The organism is Pseudomonas mandelii, assembly GCF_024138395.1.
Lineage (GTDB): Bacteria > Pseudomonadota > Gammaproteobacteria > Pseudomonadales > Pseudomonadaceae > Aquipseudomonas > Aquipseudomonas mandelii_E.
This window is the reverse complement of sequence record NZ_JAMYDU010000017.1, coordinates 68,427-87,553: the sequence shown is the minus strand read 5'-3', so window position 1 is coordinate 87,553 and position 19,127 is coordinate 68,427. Positions and strand designations below refer to the sequence as shown.

The window sequence follows — 19,127 nt, the reverse complement described above, 5'->3', positions numbered from 1 at the left end:
GGGAGGACGTTGGCGGCTTGGCGCACGAGAGTCAAGTCAGGCCCCATCGCCAGGTTTGGGTGTACGGGCCAGGCAGTAGACATCGACTTGCGCGGCACCCGCCTCCATCAACAAGCGAGCCAGGGCCTGGGCGGTGGCGCCGGTGGTCAGCACGTCGTCGACCAATGCGAAGTGGCGACCCTTGATCGAGGCCGTGGGCGCCAGGGCAAAAGCGTGGCGCAGGTTCTTTTTACGGGCGTCGGCATTCAGCTCTTGTTGCGCGCTGGTGTCCTGAATCCTCAGCAACAGGGTTTCATCACAAGGTATGTCGAGGCTGACACTGAGCCAGCGGGCGAGCATTGCCGCCTGGTTGAAACCGCGCTGACGCAGCCGTTTGGAGGCCAGCGGCACCGGGATCAGCGCATCGGGCCGATCCAGATCCTCATCGAAGCGATGTTGCAGGAACTGAGCGAGAAGTTCGGCGAGCAGGCGGCCAAATGGCCACTTCGCGTTGTGTTTGAAACGGGTGATCAAACTATCGACCGGAAAGCTGTAAGTCCAGGGCGCCGCAACTCGCTCGAAGGCCGGCGGTTGTTTCAAGCATTGGCCGCACGTCAGGCCCGTGGCGGGCAAGGGCAGGGCACAGGTTTGGCAGTGCTCGCCCAGCCAGGGCAACTCGGTTTCGCAGGCCATGCAGATTGGCGTGGTGTCGTCCGTGACTTCTGCGCAGAGCAAACAGAGTTGTTTGTTTTTTAACCAGATGTAAACCGGTCCTTCGTATCGTGGTTGACAGTGCATGAGTCTTCCTTAAATATGCCGAACATCCGTGTCGCGTCTGTGGGTATTCCATTCCCCAGCCGCTTGCCAAGCATAAACAAGGAAACGCCCATGAGCGCCAGCACCACTGCAACCCTGCGTCATGACTGGTCTTTGGCCGAAGTCAAAGCACTCTTCGTTCAGCCATTCAACGACCTGTTGTTCCAGGCGCAGACGGTGCACCGCGCGCATTTCGACGCCAACCGCGTCCAGGTCTCGACGCTGCTCTCGATCAAAACCGGCGCTTGCCCGGAAGATTGCAAATATTGTCCGCAGTCCGGCCACTACAACACTGGCCTGGAAAAAGAAAAACTGATGGAAGTGCAGAAGGTCCTCGAAGAGGCCGCTCGCGCCAAGGCCATCGGTTCGACCCGTTTCTGCATGGGCGCGGCGTGGAAACACCCATCGGCCAAAGACATGCCGTACGTGCTGGAGATGGTCAAAGGCGTGAAAGCCATGGGCCTGGAAACCTGCATGACGCTCGGTCGTCTCGATCAGGACCAGACCGTCGCCCTGGCTGAAGCCGGCCTCGATTACTACAACCACAACCTCGACACCTCGCCTGAGTTCTACGGCAGCATCATCACCACCCGTACGTACAGCGAGCGCCTGCAAACCCTGGCCTATGTGCGTGATTCGGGGATGAAGATCTGCTCCGGTGGGATTCTTGGCATGGGCGAGTCCCTTGACGACCGCGCCAACTTGCTGATCCAGCTGGCCAACCTGCCGGAGCATCCAGAGTCGGTGCCGATCAACATGCTGGTGAAAGTCGCCGGTACGCCGCTGGAAAATGCCGACGACATCGACCCGTTCGACTTCATCCGCATGCTTGCGGTCGCCCGCATCCTGATGCCGAAATCCCACGTGCGCCTGTCCGCTGGCCGCGAAGCGATGAACGAGCAGATGCAGGCCCTGGCATTTTTTGCCGGCGCCAACTCGATTTTCTACGGCGAAAAACTGCTGACTACCGCCAACCCGCAGGCGGACAAGGACATGCAACTGTTCTCGCGCTTAGGGATCCTGCCGGAAGCCCGCGAAGAGCACGCCGACGAAGTGCATCAGGCCGCGATCGAACAGGCACTGGTGGAGCAGAAGAGCAGCGAGCAGTTCTATAACGCTGCTGTCTGAAGCTGGAATCGACTCTTTTGATGCAATGCAAAACACTGTGGGAGCGGGCTTGCCCGCGATAGCGATGGAACATTCGACATCTTTGTTGAATGTGACGCCGTCATCGCAGGCAAGCCAGCTCCCACAGGATCTGTGTCCATCCTGATATATGTGATCTGACACTTGAGGCCTGCATGTCTTTCGATCTCAGCGCGCGCCTTGCTGCCCGTCGTGCCGAAAATCTTTATCGCCAGCGCCCGCTGCTCGAAAGCCCCCAAGGCCCGGAAGTGGTGGTCGATGGCCAGCCGTTGCTGGCGTTCTGTAACAACGATTACCTGGGCCTGGCCAATCACCCGCAAGTGATCGAAGCCTGGCGCGCCGGCGCTTCGCGTTGGGGCGTGGGCGGTGGCGCTTCGCATTTGGTGATCGGTCACAGCGGCCCGCATCACGCACTGGAAGAAGCCCTCGGCGAATTCACCGGGCGCCCGCGAGCGTTGTTGTTCACCACCGGTTACATGGCCAACCTCGGCGCGGTCACCGCATTGGTCGGTCAAGGCGATACGGTGCTGGAAGACCGACTCAATCATGCGTCGTTGCTGGATGCAGGGCTGTTGTCCGGTGCGCGTTTCAATCGCTATCTGCATAACGACGCGGCCAGTCTGGCCAAGCGCCTTGAGAAGGCCACCGGCAATACGCTGGTGGTCACCGATGGCGTATTCAGCATGGACGGCGACATCGCCGACCTGCCGGCGCTGGCGCGGGAAGCCAAGGCCAAAGGCGCCTGGCTGATGGTCGATGACGCTCACGGTTTTGGTCCGCTGGGCGCCAATGGCGGCGGGATCGTCGAGCATTTCGGTCTGAGTCAGGAAGATGTGCCGGTGCTGGTGGGCACCCTCGGCAAGGCTTTCGGTACGGCCGGTGCTTTCGTGGCGGGCAGTGAAGAGTTGATCGAAAGCCTGATTCAGTTCGCTCGCCCTTACATCTACACCACCAGCCAACCGCCGGCGCTGGCCTGCGCGACCCTGAAAAGCCTGGAGCTGTTGCGCAGCGAACATTGGCGACGTGAGCATCTGCAGACGCTGATTCGCCAGTTCCGCCAAGGCGCCGAACAGATTGGCCTGGAGTTGATGGACAGCTTCACGCCGATCCAGCCGATCATGATCGGCGATGCCGGCCGCGCAGTGCGACTGTCGCAGATGCTGCGCGAACGCGGGCTGATGGTGACCGCGATTCGTCCACCGACTGTGCCTGCGGGCAGCGCTCGTTTGCGCGTAACCCTGACCGCCGCTCACAGCGAGGCGCAGGTACAGCTATTGTTAAATGGACTGGCCGATTGTTTTCAACAACTGGGACCGGAGCCAAGCCATGCGTGATCGTCTGATTCTGCTGCCGGGTTGGGGCCTCGGGGTTTCACCGCTGGAACCTTTGGCGGCAGCCTTGCAGGGTTTGGATGAGCACCTGCGTGTCGAGATCGAGCCGTTGCCGGAACTGGAATCGAGCGATCTTGAAGAATGGCTCGATGAGTTGGATTCGACGTTGCCACAGGATGCCTGGCTCGGTGGCTGGTCTTTGGGTGGCATGCTTGCGTCTGAGTTGGCAGCGCGTCGTGGTGATCGTTGCTGCGGCCTGGTGACGCTGGCGAGTAACCCTTCTTTTGTCGCCCATGAGCAATGGTCGAGCGCGATGCCCGGTGAGACCTTCGATGCGTTTCTGGCCGGCTGCAAGACCGATCCGCGCACGACATTAAAACGTTTTTCGCTGCTCTGCGCCCAAGGTGCCGAAGACCCGCGCGGGATATCGCGACTGTTGCTCGCTGGCGCACCGCATACGTCTTCGCCGGTGTTGATGAGCGGCCTGGAGTTGCTTGCCCAGCTGGATACCCGGCAAGCGTTGCAAGCGTTTCGTGGCCCGCAGTTGCATTTGTTTGGCGGCCTCGACGGGCTGGTCCCGGCCGAAGCGGCGGGGGATTTGCTGGCACTGTTGGCGGATGTCGAAATCGGTCTGATCGAACAGGCCAGTCACGCGTTTCTTCTGGAAGACCCCCACGGTGTGGCGGGGGCGATTCAGGTCTTTTTGCATGAGTTCGGTGATGACTGATTTATCCCTTCCCAACTTGCCCGGCGGCTTGCCCGACAAACGCCAAGTGGCGGCATCCTTTTCCCGCGCGGCGGCGAGCTACGACAGCGTGGCCGAATTGCAGCGTGACGTGGGCAGCGAGTTGTTGCGTCGTTTGCCGGAGGATTTTGTCCCTGCTCGTTGGCTGGATATGGGCTGCGGCACCGGGTATTTCAGCCGTGCGCTCGGTGATCGTTTTCCTACAAGTAACGGACTGGCCCTTGATATTGCAGAAGGCATGCTCAATCACGCCCGGCCCTTGGGCGGCGCCATCCATTTCATTGCCGGTGATGCCGAGCGCTTGCCGTTGCAGGATTCGACCTGCGATCTGGTCTTCTCCAGCCTGGCGGTGCAATGGTGCGCGGATTTCGCATCGGTGCTCAATGAAGCGCATCGCGTACTGAAACCGGGCGGGATTTTCGCCTTTGCTAGTCTGTGTGTAGGCACGCTGTACGAATTGCGCGACAGCTGGCGTCAGGTGGATGGCATGGTGCACGTCAACCGCTTCCGCGAGTTCGGTGTTTACCAACAACTTTGCGCGGAAAGCGGTTTGAAGGTCGTCAGCCTCGAAACGCGTCCGCATGTGTTGCATTACCCCGATGTCCGCAGCCTGACCCACGAGCTGAAGGCACTTGGGGCGCACAACCTGAACCCCGGTCGGCCGGGCGGTTTGACCGGCAGGGCGCGGATCCTCGGCTTGATCGAGGCTTACGAGCAATTTCGTCAGGCACAGGGACTGCCGGCGACTTATCAAGTGGTTTACGCCGTGTTGGAGAAACCCTTATGAGTGCAGCCTATTTCATCACCGGTACTGACACTGATGTCGGCAAGACTACCGTCGCTGCAGGTTTGCTGCATGCCGCGCGGTTGGCGGGCTTGAGCACGGCAGCGGGCAAACCGGTGGCCTCCGGTTGCGAGCTGACGCCCAAGGGTTTGCGCAACGCCGATGCGCTGGCACTGTTTGCCGAGTGCTCAATACCGTTGACCTACGATCAGGTCAATCCGGTCGCGTTCGAACCGGCGATTGCACCGCATCTGGCGGCCCGGGAGGCTGGCGTGGCGTTGACCGTGCAATCCCTGTTGACACCGATGCGGCAGATTCTCGATATGCAGGCGGATTTTACCTTGATCGAAGGCGCTGGCGGCTGGCGAGTGCCATTGGCGGATCAGGACAATCTGTCGGACCTAGCCATGGCGCTGGGTCTGCCAGTGATCCTGGTGGTCGGCGTGCGGCTGGGATGCATCAATCATGCGTTGCTGACAGCCGAGGCGATCGCACGGGATGGTTTGCAATTGGCAGGGTGGGTGGCCAACATCATCGATCCAAAGACTTCGCGCCTGGAAGAGAACCTTGCGACGCTGGCAGAGCGCATCCCCGCGCCGTGTCTGGGGCGGGTGCCGAAACTCAAGTCAGTGACAGCTGACGCGGTGGCCGCGCATCTGCAGCTGGACCTGCTGGACTGAGATTGCTGGCTTGGGTTTTACCTATGACAAGGCACTGTGCCATTAGTGTTTTTGTCGGGCCTTTTGTCGGCGTGTCTGGTTCAATGGCCGCTGTTGATCCTTTGTAGGACGAGTTCTCCCATGGAAATCTCAGGAAACACCGCTTTTTATGCCGGTCTGAGCACTGTTCAGACAGGGCAGAACCGTGTCGATCAGGCTTCGGGCCAGATCGCCAACAACACCATCGAGCGTTCGGTCACCAGTCAATCGTCCGAGGTTCAGGTCGATCGTCTGCGTTCGGTAGACCGCAGCCAGCAATCGGATCTGGCCAGCAACATGGTTGAGATGTCCCAAGGCAAGTTTCAGGTGGAACTGGGCGTCAAAGTTGCCAAGGCATCCGATGAAATGCTCGGCACGCTGATCGATACGTTTGCCTGATCCCCGCTGAATCCGCTACTCCAACGCCGCGACAGTTCGCGGCGTTTTTCTGCGTAAGTCCTTCTGCCTCAACTAATCTCTCCTACATGGCGTGTTGCTCAGTCAACGGCGTTGCGCAACTGCGTGGCCGAGGTTTTCATGATGCGATGACGAACGGCAAAAGATCGGCGCTTGACAAGATTTCGGCGTAAACGTATGTTTCAAACAACTGTTTGACCGCCACAACAAATCAACGCGGTCGTTCATTCCCGGTTACATCAGCAGAGGTTTATCGCTATGCCTGACTACAAGGCCCCCTTGCGTGATATTCGCTTCGTTCGTGACGAACTGCTCGGCTACGAAGCGCACTATCAGAGCCTTCCGGCTTGTGCAGACGCAACTCCGGACATGGTTGACGCCATTCTCGAAGAAGGCGCCAAGTTTTGTGAGCAGGTGCTGGCTCCGCTGAACCGCGTGGGTGACACCGAAGGCTGCACCTGGAGCGAATCCGGCGTTAAAACCCCGACCGGCTTCAAAGAAGCCTACAAGCAATTCGTTGAAGGTGGCTGGCCAAGCCTGGCTCACGACATAGAGCACGGCGGCCAAGGCTTGCCCGAGTCTCTGGGTCTGGCTGTCAGCGAAATGGTTGGCGAAGCCAACTGGTCGTGGGGCATGTACCCAGGCCTGTCCCATGGCGCGATGAACACCATTTCCGAACACGGCACGCCTGAGCAGCAAGACGCTTACCTGACCAAATTGGTTTCCGGCGAATGGACCGGCACCATGTGCCTGACCGAACCGCACTGCGGCACCGACCTGGGCATGCTGCGCACCAAGGCCGAGCCTCAGGCCGACGGTTCCTACAAAGTTTCCGGCACCAAGATCTTCATTTCAGCCGGTGAACACGACATGGCCGACAACATCGTCCACATCGTTCTGGCACGTCTGCCGGATGCACCGGCCGGCACCAAAGGCATTTCCCTGTTCATCGTTCCGAAATTCCTGCCGAATGCTGACGGCTCGATCGGCGAACGCAACGCTGTGACCTGCGGTTCCCTGGAACACAAGATGGGCATCCACGGTAACGCCACCTGCGTGATGAACTTCGACGCGGCCACCGGTTACCTGATCGGCCCGGCGAACAAAGGCCTGAACTGCATGTTCACCTTTATGAACACCGCACGTCTGGGTACCGCGCTGCAAGGTCTGGCGCATGCCGAGATCGGCTTTCAGGGCGGCTTGAAATACGCTCGCGATCGTCTGCAAATGCGCTCCCTGACTGGCCCGAAAGCGCCGGACAAAGCCGCTGACCCGATCATCGTTCACCCTGACGTACGTCGCATGCTGTTGACCATGAAGGCGTTCGCCGAAGGCAACCGTGCGATGGTTTACTTCACCGCCAAGCAAGTCGACATCGTCAAGTACGGCGTCGATGAAGAAGAGAAGAAGAAAGCCGACGCACTGCTGGCCTTCATGACGCCGATCGCCAAAGCCTTCATGACTGAAGTCGGTTTCGAATCCGCTAACCACGGTGTACAAATCTACGGCGGCCACGGTTTCATCGCCGAATGGGGCATGGAGCAGAACGTTCGCGACAGCCGCATTTCGATGTTGTATGAAGGCACCACCGGTATCCAGGCACTCGACCTGCTGGGCCGTAAAGTGCTGATGACTCAAGGCGAAGCGCTCAAAGGCTTCACCAAGATCGTCCACAAGTTCTGCCAGACCAACGAAGGCAACGACGCGGTCAAAGAGTTCGTCGAGCCATTGGCTGCGTTGAACAAAGAGTGGGGCGAGCTGACCATGAAGGTCGGTATGGCCGCCATGAAAGACCGTGAAGAAGTCGGCGCTGCGTCGGTGGACTACCTGATGTACTCCGGTTACGCCTGCCTCGCCTACTTCTGGGCTGACATGGCGCGTCTGGCTGCCGAGAAACTGGCTGTCGGCACCACCGAAGAAGCGTTCTACACCGCCAAGCTGCAGACTGCGCGCTTCTACTTCCAGCGTATCCTGCCGCGTACCCGCACTCACGTTGTAACCATGCTGTCGGGCGCCAACAACCTGATGGACATGAAAGAAGAAGACTTCGCCCTGGGTTACTAAGCCCTGCGTAGTCCCTTCATAAAGCCGCTGCTTCCTTGGGAGCAGCGGCTTTTTTGTATCTGACGCAAACGGATTGCGCCTGTAAATATTCCTGACTAAAACGCTAAGAAGAACGCCGTTGCTGCCGTTAAAGAGGGTGGCGATGTGACACACGTCACATCGTGGGCTAATGCCATCTATGTTTGCCGGTCGGAGCTTTATCCCTTGCTGCGTTCTTCCGCTGCACGTTTCAGTCATTTTTTGCCATCGCTGCTGTTGTTGCTTGCAGGGCTTGCGGCTGCCTACGTCAAGGATCTCAACGTTTTCTTCACTTCGCTGTTCAACGTGCTGCCTACTCTGGTGCTGTTGCTCGGCGGGGCGTATTGCGCGGTTTACCGACGTCAGCGTGAACTGTTTCTGATGGTCACGGTGTACATCGCCTACTTCCTGCTCGACACCCAGACCGACTTCTACCGCGACAACGGCAAAGTCCGTGAAGACGCCGCCGTGGTCTTCCATCTGTGCTGTCTGTTGCTGCCGTTACTCTTTGGCTTGTTCGCCGCTTGGCAGGAGCGTACTCACCTGTTTCAGGACATGGTGGCGCGTTTCGCCGTGTTGCTGGCGTTCGGCAGCGTGGCGCTGGGGCTGGAACAAAGTTACCCACAGGCATTGCTGATGTGGCTCTCGGAGATCCGCTGGCCAGCGTTGCATGGCGCCTGGATGAGCCTGATCCAGTTGTCCTACCCGGTATTCATCGCCTCATTCCTGTTACTGGCCTGGCAATACTGGCGCAACCCAAGACCCTTGCATGCTGCGCAATTGGTGGGCCTGCTGGGATTGTTCTGGATGTTGCCGAAAACCTTCATCCTGCCCTTTACCCTGAACATCATGTGCAGCCAAGTGATGTTGATGATCGCCGCGGCGGTTGCCCATGAGGCCTATCAGATGGCCTTCCGCGATGAGCTAACCGGCCTGCCGGGTCGTCGCGCCCTGAACGAACGCATGCAGCGGCTGGGGCGCAATTACGTACTGGCCATGGGCGACGTCGATCACTTCAAGAAATTCAACGACACCCATGGCCACGATGTCGGCGACCAGGTGCTGCGATTGGTCGCCAGCAAGCTGTCGAAAATCAGCGGGGGCGGTAGGGCATATCGCTACGGCGGTGAAGAGTTTGCTCTGGTGTTCGCAGGCAAAACCCTCGAAGAATGTATGCCGCACCTGGAAGTCATCCGCGAATCCATCGCCACCTACAACATCCAGTTGCGCAATCAGGACAACCGTCCCCAGGATGATCAGCAGGGACGCCAGCGCCGCGCGGGCTCAGGCGCCTCGAGTGTATCGGTCACCGTCAGCATCGGCGTCGCCGAACGGCTGGAGCAGCGCACGCCGGAAGAAGTGCTCAAATCCGCTGACCAGGCGCTCTACAGCGCTAAAGGCGCGGGGCGAAACTGTGTGATGGCTTTCGGTCAGAACCGTCGCGGAGCGGTGCGCATGGACGCCGCTGCGGGTTGAGTGATGATGGCGCATTCAGCGTCTGGACTGTGATTGTGAGGCGTGGTGGGCGGCAGTAGGTTTGAGCAATCTGCTGCCGGAGAAATGACCATGCCCGAGTACAAAGCTCCCCTGCGCGATATGCGCTTTCTGATCGACCACGTATTCGATTTTCACAGCAACTACGCCGCGCTGGGCGCCACCGATGCCAGCCCCGACATGATCAATGCGATCCTTGAAGAAGGCGCGAAATTCTGTGAGAACGTTCTTGCACCGCTGAACCGCAGCGGCGATGAAGAAGGCTGCCATTTCGACAACGGCGTGGTTACAACGCCTACAGGTTTCAAGCAGGCTTTCGCTCAATATGTTGAAGGCGGCTGGCATGGCCTGGCGGCGGATCCGGCTTATGGCGGCCAGGGTTTGCCCAGTTCTTTGGGGCTGGTCATCAGCGAAATGGTCGGTTCCAGCAATACCTCCTGGGGCATGTACCCCGGCTTGACTCACGGTGCGATGTCGGCCATCCATGCCCATGGCACCGAAGAACAGAAACAGACCTACCTGAGCAAGCTAACTGCTGGCCAATGGACCGGCACCATGTGCCTGACCGAAGCCCATTGCGGCACCGATCTGGGCATCATCAAGACCCGCGCCGTGCCTCAGGCCGATGGCAGTTACGCGATCTCCGGCAGCAAGATATTCATCTCCGCCGGCGAACACGACATGAGTGACAACATCATTCATCTGGTATTGGCCAAACTGCCGGACGCTCCTGCCGGTACCAAGGGCATTTCGCTGTTTATCGTTCCCAAATTCCTACCCAATGCAGAGGGCGAGGCGGGCGAGCGCAATGGCGTTTCCTGCGGTTCGATCGAACACAAAATGGGCATCAAGGCCTCGGCCACCTGTGTGCTGAATTTCGACGATGCGAAGGGGTTCTTGATCGGTGAGCCGAACAAGGGCCTGAACTGCATGTTCACCATGATGAACCACGCGCGGCTCGGCACCGGCATGCAAGGTTTGTGTCTGGGTGAGGCGAGCTTCCAGGGCGCAATCAAATACGCCAATGATCGTCTGCAAATGCGCTCTCTGACCGGCGCGAAAGCGCCGGAAAAAGTTGCCGACCCGATCATCGTTCATCCCGATGTACGCAGGATGTTGTTGACCATGAAGGCCTTCAACGAAGGCAACCGGGCGCTGACTTATTTCACCGCGCAGTTGCTGGATGCCGCTCATCTGAGCCCGGATGAAACGACGCGTCAAGATGCCGAAGACCTGTTGGCATTCCTGACGCCGATCTGCAAAGCCTTCATGACCGACACCGGGCTGGAGGTGACCAACCTCGGCATGCAGGTGTTTGGCGGTCACGGTTTCATTCGCGAGTGGGGCATGGAGCAGTTGGTTCGCGACTGCCGGATTGCGCCGATCTACGAAGGCACCAACGGCATTCAGGCGCTCGACTTGCTTGGGCGCAAAGTCCTTGGCAGTCAGGGAAAACTGCTGCGCGGCTTCACCAAAATCGTTCACAAGTTCTGTGCGGCAAACGCTGAACATCCGCAACTCGGCAGCTATGTGGCGCAGCTCAATGGTCTGAATCAGCAATGGGGCGAGTTGACCACCAAGATCGGCATGGCGGCGATGAAAAATCCGGATGAAGTCGGCGCCGCCTCGGTGGATTACCTGATGTACAGCGGCTACATCATCCTCGGCTACCTGTGGCTACGCATGGCGTTGGTGGCTCAGGCGCAGTTGGAGGCGGGCGGCGGCGATGCCGAATACTGCCGGGGCAAGCTGGCGACCAGCGAGTTTTACTTCAAGCGTTTGCTGCCACGTACCGCCGCTCATCGGGCGGCCGTCGAGGCGGGCAGCGATTGCCTGATGAAGCTGCCGGCGGAGTTGTTTGCGCTCTGACGGTTAGGCTTGAAAAGCTTCGCGGGCAAGCCTCGCTCCTACGGTTCTATGTCGTTCACGTGAAATGCGTGCGACACGACCTGTAGGAGCGAGGCTTGCCCGCGAATGCGTTCTGGCGGACCTAAGACATCTGTCTGATCCTCGGTGACTAAAAATAACAAATCAGTCATGGCCTGACCCTATGTGTCGTAAAAGTTGTTGAGGTACACTCGGACACAACGAAATCACTATTCTACGAACCACCTGTTTAGATCTTGCGAGGTTTGCCATGGCTGACTACAAAGCGCCCCTGCGCGATATGCGCTTCGTCCTCAATGAAGTTTTCGAGGTCGCCAAACTCTGGGCCGAACTGCCTGCGCTGGCCGAGACCGTCGATGCGCAAACGGTTGAAGCCATTCTCGAAGAAGCCGGCAAGGTCACCAGCAAAAGCATTGCGCCGCTGAGCCGTGCAGCCGATGAAGAAGGTTGCCACTGGGCTGACGGTGCCGTCACCACCCCGGCAGGTTTCCCACAGGCTTATCAGACTTACGCTGAAGGCGGTTGGGTCGGTGTCGGTGGCGATCCGACCTACGGCGGCATGGGCATGCCCAAAGCGGTTTCGGCGCAGGTCGAAGAAATGGTCAACTCCGCGAGCCTGTCGTTCGGTCTGTACCCGATGCTGACCGCCGGCGCTTGCTTGTCGATCAACGCCCACGCCAGCGAAGAGCTGAAAGCTGCGTACCTGCCGAACATGTACGCCGGTGTCTGGGCCGGTTCCATGTGCCTGACCGAGCCGCATGCCGGTACTGATTTGGGGATTATCCGCACCAAGGCCGAGCCTCAGGCCGACGGTTCCTACAAAATCAGCGGCACCAAAATCTTCATCACCGGCGGTGAACACGACCTGACCGAGAACATCATCCATCTGGTCCTGGCCAAACTGCCGGACGCGCCAGCGGGGCCGAAAGGCATTTCGCTGTTCCTGGTGCCGAAGTTCATGGTCAATGCCGATGGCAGCCTAGGCACGCGCAACCCGGCGAATTGTGGTTCGATCGAACACAAGATGGGCATCCAGGCGTCCGCGACCTGCGTGATGAACTTCGACGAAGCCGTGGGTTACCTGGTCGGCGAGCCGAACAAGGGCTTGGCGGCGATGTTCACCATGATGAACTACGAGCGTCTGGGCGTCGGCATCCAGGGCCTGGCCACTGGCGAGCGCTCGTACCAGAACGCTATCGAATACGCTCGCGACCGCCTGCAAAGCCGCTCGCCGACCGGCGCGCAGAACAAGGACAAGGTGGCTGACCCGATCATCGTCCACCCGGACGTGCGTCGCATGCTGCTGACCATGAAAGCCTCGAACGAAGGCGGCCGTGCCTTCTCCACTTACGTGGCGATGCAGCTGGACACCGCCAAATTCAGCGAAGACGCCACCACCCGCAAGCGCGCAGAAGATCTGGTTGCACTGCTGACGCCGGTGGCCAAGGCATTCCTGACCGATCTGGGTCTGGAAACCACGGTTCACGGCCAACAGGTTTTTGGTGGTCACGGCTATATCCGTGAGTGGGGTCAGGAGCAACTGGTGCGCGATGTTCGCATTACGCAAATCTACGAAGGCACCAACGGCATTCAGGCGCTGGACCTTGTAGGACGCAAGATCGTTGGTAGCGGCGGAGCGTTCTACAAACTGTTCGCCGACGAGATTCGTCACTTCACCGCGACAGCCAATGCAAACCTGGCGGAGTTCACCCAGCCACTGAATGATGCGGTGGATACTCTCGACGAACTGACCGCGTGGTTGCTGGACCGGGCGAAAAACAACCCGAACGAGATTGGCGCGGCGTCGGTCGAGTACCTGCAAGCATTCGGTTACATGGCCTACGCCTACATGTGGGCCCTGATGGCCAAGGCAGCCTTCGGTAAAGAAGCGCAGGACGATTTCTACGCGAGCAAAGTCGGAACGGCGCGGTTCTATTTCGCACGTTTGCTGCCGCGTATTCACTCGTTGAGCGCGTCGGTAAAGGCGGGCAGCGAATCGCTGTTTCTGCTGGACGCAGGACAATTCTGACCCTTTAACGTCATGTAAGCATTCTCTTACATGACGTGCTGCTATTTTCCCATAGGCGAAGATTGGATCCAGAGCTAATCTACTTCACATGGACGTCGCGCAGGAAGCGCAAAGCAACAACACGGACACGTAGGATTCTGCCAGGATGGCGGAGTGAAATGGATGTCAGGGAAACAGTCTGCAAAGCCCCGCTTCGGCGGGGTTTTCTTTTGCCTGCAGAAAAGTACTCAGCTTATTGAGGCTGTCAGGTAGCAGGTTTTGCGTTTAGGGTATGAGCTGAATTCGCACTGAACCCTGATGAACGGTACAGGTCGATTAGCTATATGGCTCACACGAGCCAACTTCAATCAGGAGCTACCCGATGGACTTTATTCGAATCATCATCGCCATTCTATTGCCGCCACTGGGTGTGTTTCTGCAAGTCGGTTTCGCTGGGGCGTTCTGGCTGAACATTTTGCTGACGTTGTGCGGGTACATTCCGGGGATCGTGCATGCGGTGTATATCATCGCCAAGCGCTGACATTCCCTGCGTTAGGTAAATAGCTTTCGCGGGCAAGCCTCGCTCCTACAGGTATTGTGTTATCCCGTAGGAGCGAGGCTTGTCCGCGAACGGCGCGACGCGGTTTCAGCCTGCGAGCGCCATCACCCTTTGATAAAACAACCACTCCTGCTCCAGCGCATGGGCCTGATTGCCGGCCTTGCGAAAGCCATGGCGCTCGTCGGCGTAGTAATGCGCTTCGACCAGAATGCCGTTTTCCTGTAGCGCAGTAACCATGTCGCGAGTCTGTTGCGGCACCACCACGGCGTCCAGTTCTCCCTGAAAGAAAATCACCGGAACGCTGATGTTGTTCGCGTGCAGCAATGGCGTGCGCGCGGCGTAGCGTTCGGCGTCCTGCACGGGATCGCCGATCAACCAATCCAGATAATCGCCTTCGAACTTGTGGGTGGCGCGGCCTAGCGCAACGGGATCGCTGACGCCATACAGGCTGGCACCCGCACGAAAAACCTTGTGAAAGGCCAGTGCGCACAACGTGGTGTAGCCACCGGCGCTGCCTCCGCGGATAAACGCCTTGTCGCCGTCGATCAGTCCCCGATCGGCGAGGTAGGCCACCACCGCACAGGCATCTTCCACATCCACGTCGCCCCAGCTCAAATGCAGCGCCTGGCGATAAGCGCGGCCATAGCCGCTGCTGCCTCGGTAATTGAGGTCGGCCACGGCGAAGCCGCGTTGTGCCCAGTACTGGATCCGCGGGTCGAACATCGGGTAGCACGCCGAAGTCGGGCCGCCGTGAATGAACACCACCAACGGCGGTTGCGTGTCGCCGGTCATCGGCGGGTAGAAGAAACCGTGGGCATCGCCCGAACCGCTTGGATAACGCAGGGTTTGCGGACGGCTGATCTGTTCGACGGGCAACGGTGCAACACCGCCAGCGAGGGTCTTCACCTGCCGATTTTGGCGATCAATGGCAATCACCGCCGCCGAACTGACCGGCGAAGCGACGATGCAATAGATGAACTGTTCATCCTGTGCGAGATGGCGGAAGCGGCTGTAGTCGCCAGTGAAATCGTCAGTGGAACCATCACCATGACAAAGCCCCAGTCGACCAAAACCGCCTTCGGTCCAACTCGCCAGATAACTGTCTTCGCCCAACGGCAACCACGTGCAACCACCCAGTTGCCAAGGCGCAGGTCCATGGTCGGCGGTAGCGCTTGGGAGTGGGCTCAAACCGTTGCCCGATTCCATCCACGGCTGCCAGAAACCGCCGCGATCCGTCAGACAAAACAGACGGCCGCTGTCATCGAATCGTGGTTGTTGCAGTGACTCCTGGGCACCGTCACCCGCCACACAGCGCGGTTGTGCAAAGGCGTGATCGCTCTGGCGTTCGGCAACCATCAGGCGAGTAGCGGTCCAGGGCTGATCCGGACGATTCCACTCGATCCAGGCCAGACGCTGACCGTCAGGACTCATGGTCGGAGCCGCGTAGAAATCGGCGCCTTCGGCCAGCAGATGATGTTGGCCGCTAGCCAGATCGATAGCCACCAGGCGATGTCGATCGCGGTTCTCTTCCACCGCCAGCACTCGCCCGTTGGCGAAGTGCAAATCGCCGTAGCGGCATTCACTTGAAGTCAGCACCTCAGGCGTCTCACCGGTCAACGATTGCCGATACAGCTGCTGATCAGCCTCGTTGACGAAAACAAGCCCGTCATCGGTCAGAGAAAACGCGCCGCCGCCATATTCGTACACTCGGCTGCGCACACTGAAGGTGGGCGGCGTCAGGCAACGAGCCTGGCCGTCGCGCCACTGCCAGATCCGACAGGCGGCATCTTCGGGCCGGTATTCGTTCCAGAACAGGCCATGTTGCCCGACCTGCAACTCGGCGAAGTCGATGCCGGCCGCGACAGCCTTGGCGGCGCTTAAGGGTTCAGCTTTTGGCGATGAGGCGTGAGTTTCGTTCATTGCGAAAGGCCAGTTGTTCGATGGTCTGGGTCGCGTGCTCGGCTTCTTCGCGGGCCTTGAGAATCACGCCGTGATGTTCCGACTTGCTGCACACCGGGTCGGCGTTGCTCGCGTCACCCGTGAGCATGAATGCCTGACAGCGGCAGCCGCCAAAATCCTTTTCTTTCTCGTCGCAGGAGCGGCACGGCTCGGGCATCCAGTCGTAGCCGCGAAAGCGGTTGAAACCGAACGAGTCGTACCAGATGTGCTGCATGCTGTGGTCGCGCACGTTGGGAAACTGCACCGGCATCTGTCGGGCGCCGTGACAAGGCAGGGCGGTTCCGTCCGGCGTGACGGTCAGAAAAATGCTGCCCCAGCCATTCATGCAGGCTTTCGGGCGTTCTTCGTAATAGTCCGGCGTAACGAAAATCAGCTTGCACGGATGCCCTTCGGCTTCCAGTTTCGCGCGGTATTCATTGGTGATGCGTTCGGCGCTAACCAATTGTTCTTTGGTCGGCAACAGGCCGACCCGATTGAGCTGCGCCCAACCGTAAAACTGGCACGTCGCGAGTTCGACGAAGTCTGCCTCAAGGGCGATGCACAGCTCGATGATCTGGTCGATCTTGTCGATGTTGTGTCGATGCGTGACGAAGTTCAGCACCATCGGATAACCGTGAGCCTTCACCGCGCGGGCCATTTCGAGCTTTTGCGCGAAGGCCTTTTTTGAGCCGGCCAGCAGGTTATTCACTTGCTCGTCGCTGGCCTGGAAACTTATCTGGATGTGGTCCAGGCCGGCCTTCTTGAAGTCGCTGATTTTCTGCTCGGTGAGGCCGATGCCGGAGGTGATCAGGTTGGTGTAGAAACCCAGCTTGCGCGCCTCGGCGATCAGCTCGGCGAGGTCTTGGCGCACGAGCGGCTCACCGCCGGAAAAACCCAACTGCGCCGCGCCCATTTCCCGGGCTTCGCGAAACACCTTAATCCACTGCTCGGTGGTCAACTCTTTGCCTTGCTCGGCGAAATCCAGCGGATTGGAGCAGTACGGGCATTGCAATGGGCAGCGATAGGTCAGCTCGGCCAGCAACCACAGTGGCAGGCCGATTTCCGGCTTGGGCGGTAACTTGTCTGACACGGAATCAGGCAAGTTCGATCCAGTGCTGAGCACGGGCGACCTCCATGAATTGCTCGATGTCTTCACCGAGCTCGGGCACGTCGGGGAACTGCATGTTCAATTCGGCGATGATTGCCGCGACATCCCGCTGACCATCAATCAAACCGCCAATCAGCGCGGCGCTGTCGTTGAGTTTGATCATGCCTTCCGGGTAGAGCAGCACATGGCCTTTTTGCGCCTGTTCGTACTGGAAACGATAGCCGGTGCGCCATGTCGGGGTTTTGCTGCGATCGAAACTCATACGATGATTCCTTTATGCCAGACCCGCTGTTCGGTCACGCTGTGGTACGGCGGGCGATTCAGTTCGTAGGCCATGCTCATGGCATCGAGCATGCTCCAAAGAATGTCCAGTTTGAACTGGAGAATTTCCAGCATGCGCTCCTGGCCTTCCCGCGTAGTGTAATGCTGCAAAGTGATCGTCAGACCGTGCTCCACATCCCGGCGCGCCTGGCCCAGACGCGTGCGGAAATATTCGTAACCGGCCGGGTCGATCCACGGGTAATGCTGCGGCCAGCTGTCGAGGCGTGATTGGTGGATCTGCGGCGCGAACAGCTCGGTCAGCGAACTGCTGGCGGCTTCCTGCCAACGGGCCCGGCGGGCGAAGTTGACATAGGCATCCACGGCGAAACGCACGCCGGGCAGTACCAATTCCTGAGAGCGCAGCTGATCCGGGTCGAGGCCGACCGCTTGCCCAAGACGCAGCCAGGCTTCGATGCCGCCCTCTTCGCCGGGGGCGCCGTCGTGGTCCAGCAGGCGCTGAATCCACTCGCGACGAATCTCGCGATCCGGGCAATTGGCCAGAATCGCGGCGTCCTTGAGCGGGATATTCACTTGATAATAGAAACGGTTGGCAACCCAGCCCTGGATCTGCTCGCGGGTCGCCCGGCCTTCATACATCGCCACGTGATACGGGTGATAGATATGGTAGTAGGCGCCCTTGGCGCGCAGGGCCGCTTCGAATTCGGCGGGGGACATTGCGGTGTCAGTCATTGCGGTTCTCCGGGAACGACCGGTGGATTCTCTGGTGTCGGGTCTGACGCCTTCGCGGGCAAGCCTCGCTCCTACAGAGATAGCGCTATCCCTGTAGGAGCGAGGCTTGCCCGCGAAGGGGCCATTCGCTACAGCACAATACTCATGCCGTCATACGCCACTTCAACCTCGCGCCGAACCAGCTCCGCACGCTCCGGCGAATCCTCATCGAGAATCGGGTTGGTGTTGTTGATATGGATAAGTACTTTGCGCTGCTTGGGCAGCTGTTCCAGCACTTCGAGCATGCCGCCGGGGCCGTTCTGCGCCAAGTGACCCATTTCCCGGCCAGTGCGCGTGCCGACGCCACGGCGCTGCATTTCATCGTCGTCCCACATCGTGCCATCCACCAACAGGCAATCGCTGCTGGCCATGATCTTCATCAGCGATACGTCGACCTTGCCCAGGCCCGGTGCATAGAACAGTTTGCCGCCGGTGTTCAGGTCTTCGACGATCAGGCCGATGTTGTCGCCCGGATGCGGATCGAACCGATGCGGCGAGTACGGTGGTGCGGCGCTACGCAGTGGCAGTGGGGTGAAGCGCAGGTTCGGACAGGCCTGGACGGTGAAGCTCTGATCGAGTTCGATACGGTTCCAGTTCAACCCGCCGTTCCAGTGAGTCAGCATGGTGAACAGCGGAAAACCGGTGCTCAGGTCTTCGTGGACCATATCGGTGCACCAGACCTGATGCGGGCACCCTTCGCGCAGGCTGAGCAGGCCGGTGGTGTGGTCGATCTGACTGTCCATCAGGATGATTGCGCTGATGCCGGTATCACGCAGCGCGCGCCCGGGCTGCATCGGAGCGAAGTTCTGGAGCTGGGCGCGGATGTCCGGCGAAGCATTGCATAGCACCCAGTTCACGCCGTCATCGGAAATCGCAATGGACGACTGGGTACGCGCCTCGGCCCGCAGGCTGCCGTCGCGAAAACCTGCGCAGTTCACGCAGTTGCAGTTCCACTGGGGGAAACCGCCGCCGGCGGCGGAACCTAGAATCTGGACAAACATGGCCGCTCCATCATTGAAAGCTGAAAATAAAAACGCCCCGGCGAGCCGAGGCGTAGCACTGCATTCTCTACCAGATGGCAGAGC

The 19,127-nt window shown here is 59.3% G+C and carries 17 protein-coding genes; 11 read left to right on the top strand and 6 right to left on the bottom strand.

The window, feature by feature from the left end:
* Positions 1-36 precede the first annotated feature (36 nt).
* Positions 37-777: a ComF family protein gene (locus NHU87_RS21350; RefSeq protein WP_253552285.1), complete on the bottom strand. Its 741-nt coding sequence runs from the start codon at positions 775-777 to the stop codon at positions 37-39.
* A gap of 90 nt (positions 778-867) precedes the next feature.
* Here NHU87_RS21350 and bioB point away from each other — a divergent pair, with 90 nt between their 5' ends.
* The 11 genes from bioB to NHU87_RS21295 all read left to right on the top strand — a co-directional run bounded on the left by bioB (position 868) and on the right by NHU87_RS21295 (position 13,928).
* Complete coding sequence (gene bioB / locus NHU87_RS21345) at positions 868-1,923, top strand: biotin synthase BioB (RefSeq protein ID WP_038981183.1); 1,056 nt, start codon at positions 868-870, stop codon at positions 1,921-1,923.
* Positions 1,924-2,096: 173 nt separating this feature from the next.
* Complete coding sequence (gene bioF, locus NHU87_RS21340; RefSeq protein WP_253552283.1) at positions 2,097-3,275, top strand: 8-amino-7-oxononanoate synthase; 1,179 nt, start codon at positions 2,097-2,099, stop codon at positions 3,273-3,275.
* A complete protein-coding gene (locus NHU87_RS21335) occupies positions 3,268-3,999 on the top strand; it encodes an alpha/beta fold hydrolase (RefSeq protein WP_253552281.1) in 732 nt (243 codons plus the stop codon). Before bioF ends, NHU87_RS21335 begins: the two co-directional genes overlap by 8 nt.
* Entirely contained in the window at positions 3,992-4,804 is an 813-nt protein-coding gene (gene bioC, locus NHU87_RS21330) for a malonyl-ACP O-methyltransferase BioC (protein WP_253552279.1), read from the top strand. Before NHU87_RS21335 ends, bioC begins: the two co-directional genes overlap by 8 nt.
* Positions 4,801-5,481 carry a dethiobiotin synthase gene (gene bioD / locus NHU87_RS21325; RefSeq protein ID WP_063342337.1) on the top strand — a complete coding sequence of 227 codons (681 nt, stop codon included), beginning with the start codon at positions 4,801-4,803 and terminating at the stop codon, positions 5,479-5,481. Before bioC ends, bioD begins: the two co-directional genes overlap by 4 nt.
* Positions 5,482-5,601: 120 nt before the next feature.
* The gene (locus tag NHU87_RS21320; RefSeq protein ID WP_253552277.1) at positions 5,602-5,898 is read left to right on the top strand and encodes a pyrroloquinoline quinone biosynthesis protein PqqE; all 297 of its coding nucleotides are present in this window, start codon (positions 5,602-5,604) and stop codon (positions 5,896-5,898) included.
* Between the two features lie 276 nt (positions 5,899-6,174).
* Positions 6,175-7,980: a phenylacyl-CoA dehydrogenase gene (locus NHU87_RS21315; RefSeq protein WP_253552275.1), complete on the top strand. Its 1,806-nt coding sequence runs from the start codon at positions 6,175-6,177 to the stop codon at positions 7,978-7,980.
* A gap of 204 nt (positions 7,981-8,184) precedes the next feature.
* Positions 8,185-9,474, top strand: a complete 1,290-nt coding sequence (locus tag NHU87_RS21310) for a GGDEF domain-containing protein (RefSeq protein WP_253552273.1) — start codon at positions 8,185-8,187, stop codon at positions 9,472-9,474.
* A gap of 90 nt (positions 9,475-9,564) precedes the next feature.
* Entirely contained in the window at positions 9,565-11,361 is a 1,797-nt protein-coding gene (locus NHU87_RS21305) for an acyl-CoA dehydrogenase C-terminal domain-containing protein (protein WP_253552271.1), read from the top strand.
* A 268-nt stretch (positions 11,362-11,629) separates the two neighbouring features.
* Positions 11,630-13,408, top strand: a complete 1,779-nt coding sequence (locus NHU87_RS21300) for an acyl-CoA dehydrogenase C-terminal domain-containing protein (RefSeq protein ID WP_253552269.1) — start codon at positions 11,630-11,632, stop codon at positions 13,406-13,408.
* A gap of 361 nt (positions 13,409-13,769) precedes the next feature.
* A complete protein-coding gene (locus tag NHU87_RS21295) occupies positions 13,770-13,928 on the top strand; it encodes a YqaE/Pmp3 family membrane protein (protein WP_007904205.1) in 159 nt (52 codons plus the stop codon).
* Positions 13,929-14,033: 105 nt separating this feature from the next.
* Here NHU87_RS21295 and NHU87_RS21290 read toward each other — a convergent pair whose 3' ends face one another.
* From NHU87_RS21290 to pqqB, 5 genes are all read right to left on the bottom strand, one after another.
* Positions 14,034-15,866: a S9 family peptidase gene (locus tag NHU87_RS21290; protein WP_253552268.1), complete on the bottom strand. Its 1,833-nt coding sequence runs from the start codon at positions 15,864-15,866 to the stop codon at positions 14,034-14,036.
* Positions 15,832-16,974: a pyrroloquinoline quinone biosynthesis protein PqqE gene (gene pqqE, locus NHU87_RS21285; protein WP_253552307.1), complete on the bottom strand. Its 1,143-nt coding sequence runs from the start codon at positions 16,972-16,974 to the stop codon at positions 15,832-15,834. Before pqqE ends, NHU87_RS21290 begins: the two co-directional genes overlap by 35 nt.
* A 4-nt stretch (positions 16,975-16,978) precedes the next feature.
* Positions 16,979-17,254, bottom strand: coding sequence for a pyrroloquinoline quinone biosynthesis peptide chaperone PqqD (gene pqqD, locus NHU87_RS21280; protein ID WP_253552267.1), 276 nt, complete (start codon positions 17,252-17,254; stop codon positions 16,979-16,981).
* Positions 17,251-18,003, bottom strand: coding sequence for a pyrroloquinoline-quinone synthase PqqC (gene pqqC / locus NHU87_RS21275; protein ID WP_253552266.1), 753 nt, complete (start codon positions 18,001-18,003; stop codon positions 17,251-17,253). The genes pqqD and pqqC overlap by 4 nt, the downstream gene beginning before the upstream one ends.
* A 128-nt stretch (positions 18,004-18,131) precedes the next feature.
* The gene (gene pqqB, locus NHU87_RS21270) at positions 18,132-19,043 is read right to left on the bottom strand and encodes a pyrroloquinoline quinone biosynthesis protein PqqB (protein ID WP_253552265.1); all 912 of its coding nucleotides are present in this window, start codon (positions 19,041-19,043) and stop codon (positions 18,132-18,134) included.
* Positions 19,044-19,127: the final 84 nt, after the last annotated feature.

Excerpts from the sequence above, each read along its gene's own strand:
- NHU87_RS21350 (WP_253552285.1), bottom strand. The coding sequence starts at position 777 with ATGCACTGTCAACCACGATACGAAGGACCGGTTTACATCTGGTTAAAA.
- bioD (WP_063342337.1), top strand. The coding sequence starts at position 4,801 with ATGAGTGCAGCCTATTTCATCACCGGTACTGACACTGATGTCGGCAAG.
- NHU87_RS21335 (WP_253552281.1), top strand. The coding sequence starts at position 3,268 with ATGCGTGATCGTCTGATTCTGCTGCCGGGTTGGGGCCTCGGGGTTTCA.
- NHU87_RS21300 (WP_253552269.1), top strand. The coding sequence starts at position 11,630 with ATGGCTGACTACAAAGCGCCCCTGCGCGATATGCGCTTCGTCCTCAAT.
- NHU87_RS21290 (WP_253552268.1), bottom strand. The coding sequence starts at position 15,866 with ATGAACGAAACTCACGCCTCATCGCCAAAAGCTGAACCCTTAAGCGCC.
- NHU87_RS21295 (WP_007904205.1), top strand. The coding sequence starts at position 13,770 with ATGGACTTTATTCGAATCATCATCGCCATTCTATTGCCGCCACTGGGT.
- NHU87_RS21305 (WP_253552271.1), top strand. The coding sequence starts at position 9,565 with ATGCCCGAGTACAAAGCTCCCCTGCGCGATATGCGCTTTCTGATCGAC.
- NHU87_RS21320 (WP_253552277.1), top strand. The coding sequence starts at position 5,602 with ATGGAAATCTCAGGAAACACCGCTTTTTATGCCGGTCTGAGCACTGTT.
- pqqB (WP_253552265.1), bottom strand. The coding sequence starts at position 19,043 with ATGTTTGTCCAGATTCTAGGTTCCGCCGCCGGCGGCGGTTTCCCCCAG.
- bioB (WP_038981183.1), top strand. The coding sequence starts at position 868 with ATGAGCGCCAGCACCACTGCAACCCTGCGTCATGACTGGTCTTTGGCC.
- pqqC (WP_253552266.1), bottom strand. The coding sequence starts at position 18,003 with ATGACTGACACCGCAATGTCCCCCGCCGAATTCGAAGCGGCCCTGCGC.
- bioC (WP_253552279.1), top strand. The coding sequence starts at position 3,992 with ATGACTGATTTATCCCTTCCCAACTTGCCCGGCGGCTTGCCCGACAAA.
- NHU87_RS21315 (WP_253552275.1), top strand. The coding sequence starts at position 6,175 with ATGCCTGACTACAAGGCCCCCTTGCGTGATATTCGCTTCGTTCGTGAC.
- pqqD (WP_253552267.1), bottom strand. The coding sequence starts at position 17,254 with ATGAGTTTCGATCGCAGCAAAACCCCGACATGGCGCACCGGCTATCGT.
- bioF (WP_253552283.1), top strand. The coding sequence starts at position 2,097 with ATGTCTTTCGATCTCAGCGCGCGCCTTGCTGCCCGTCGTGCCGAAAAT.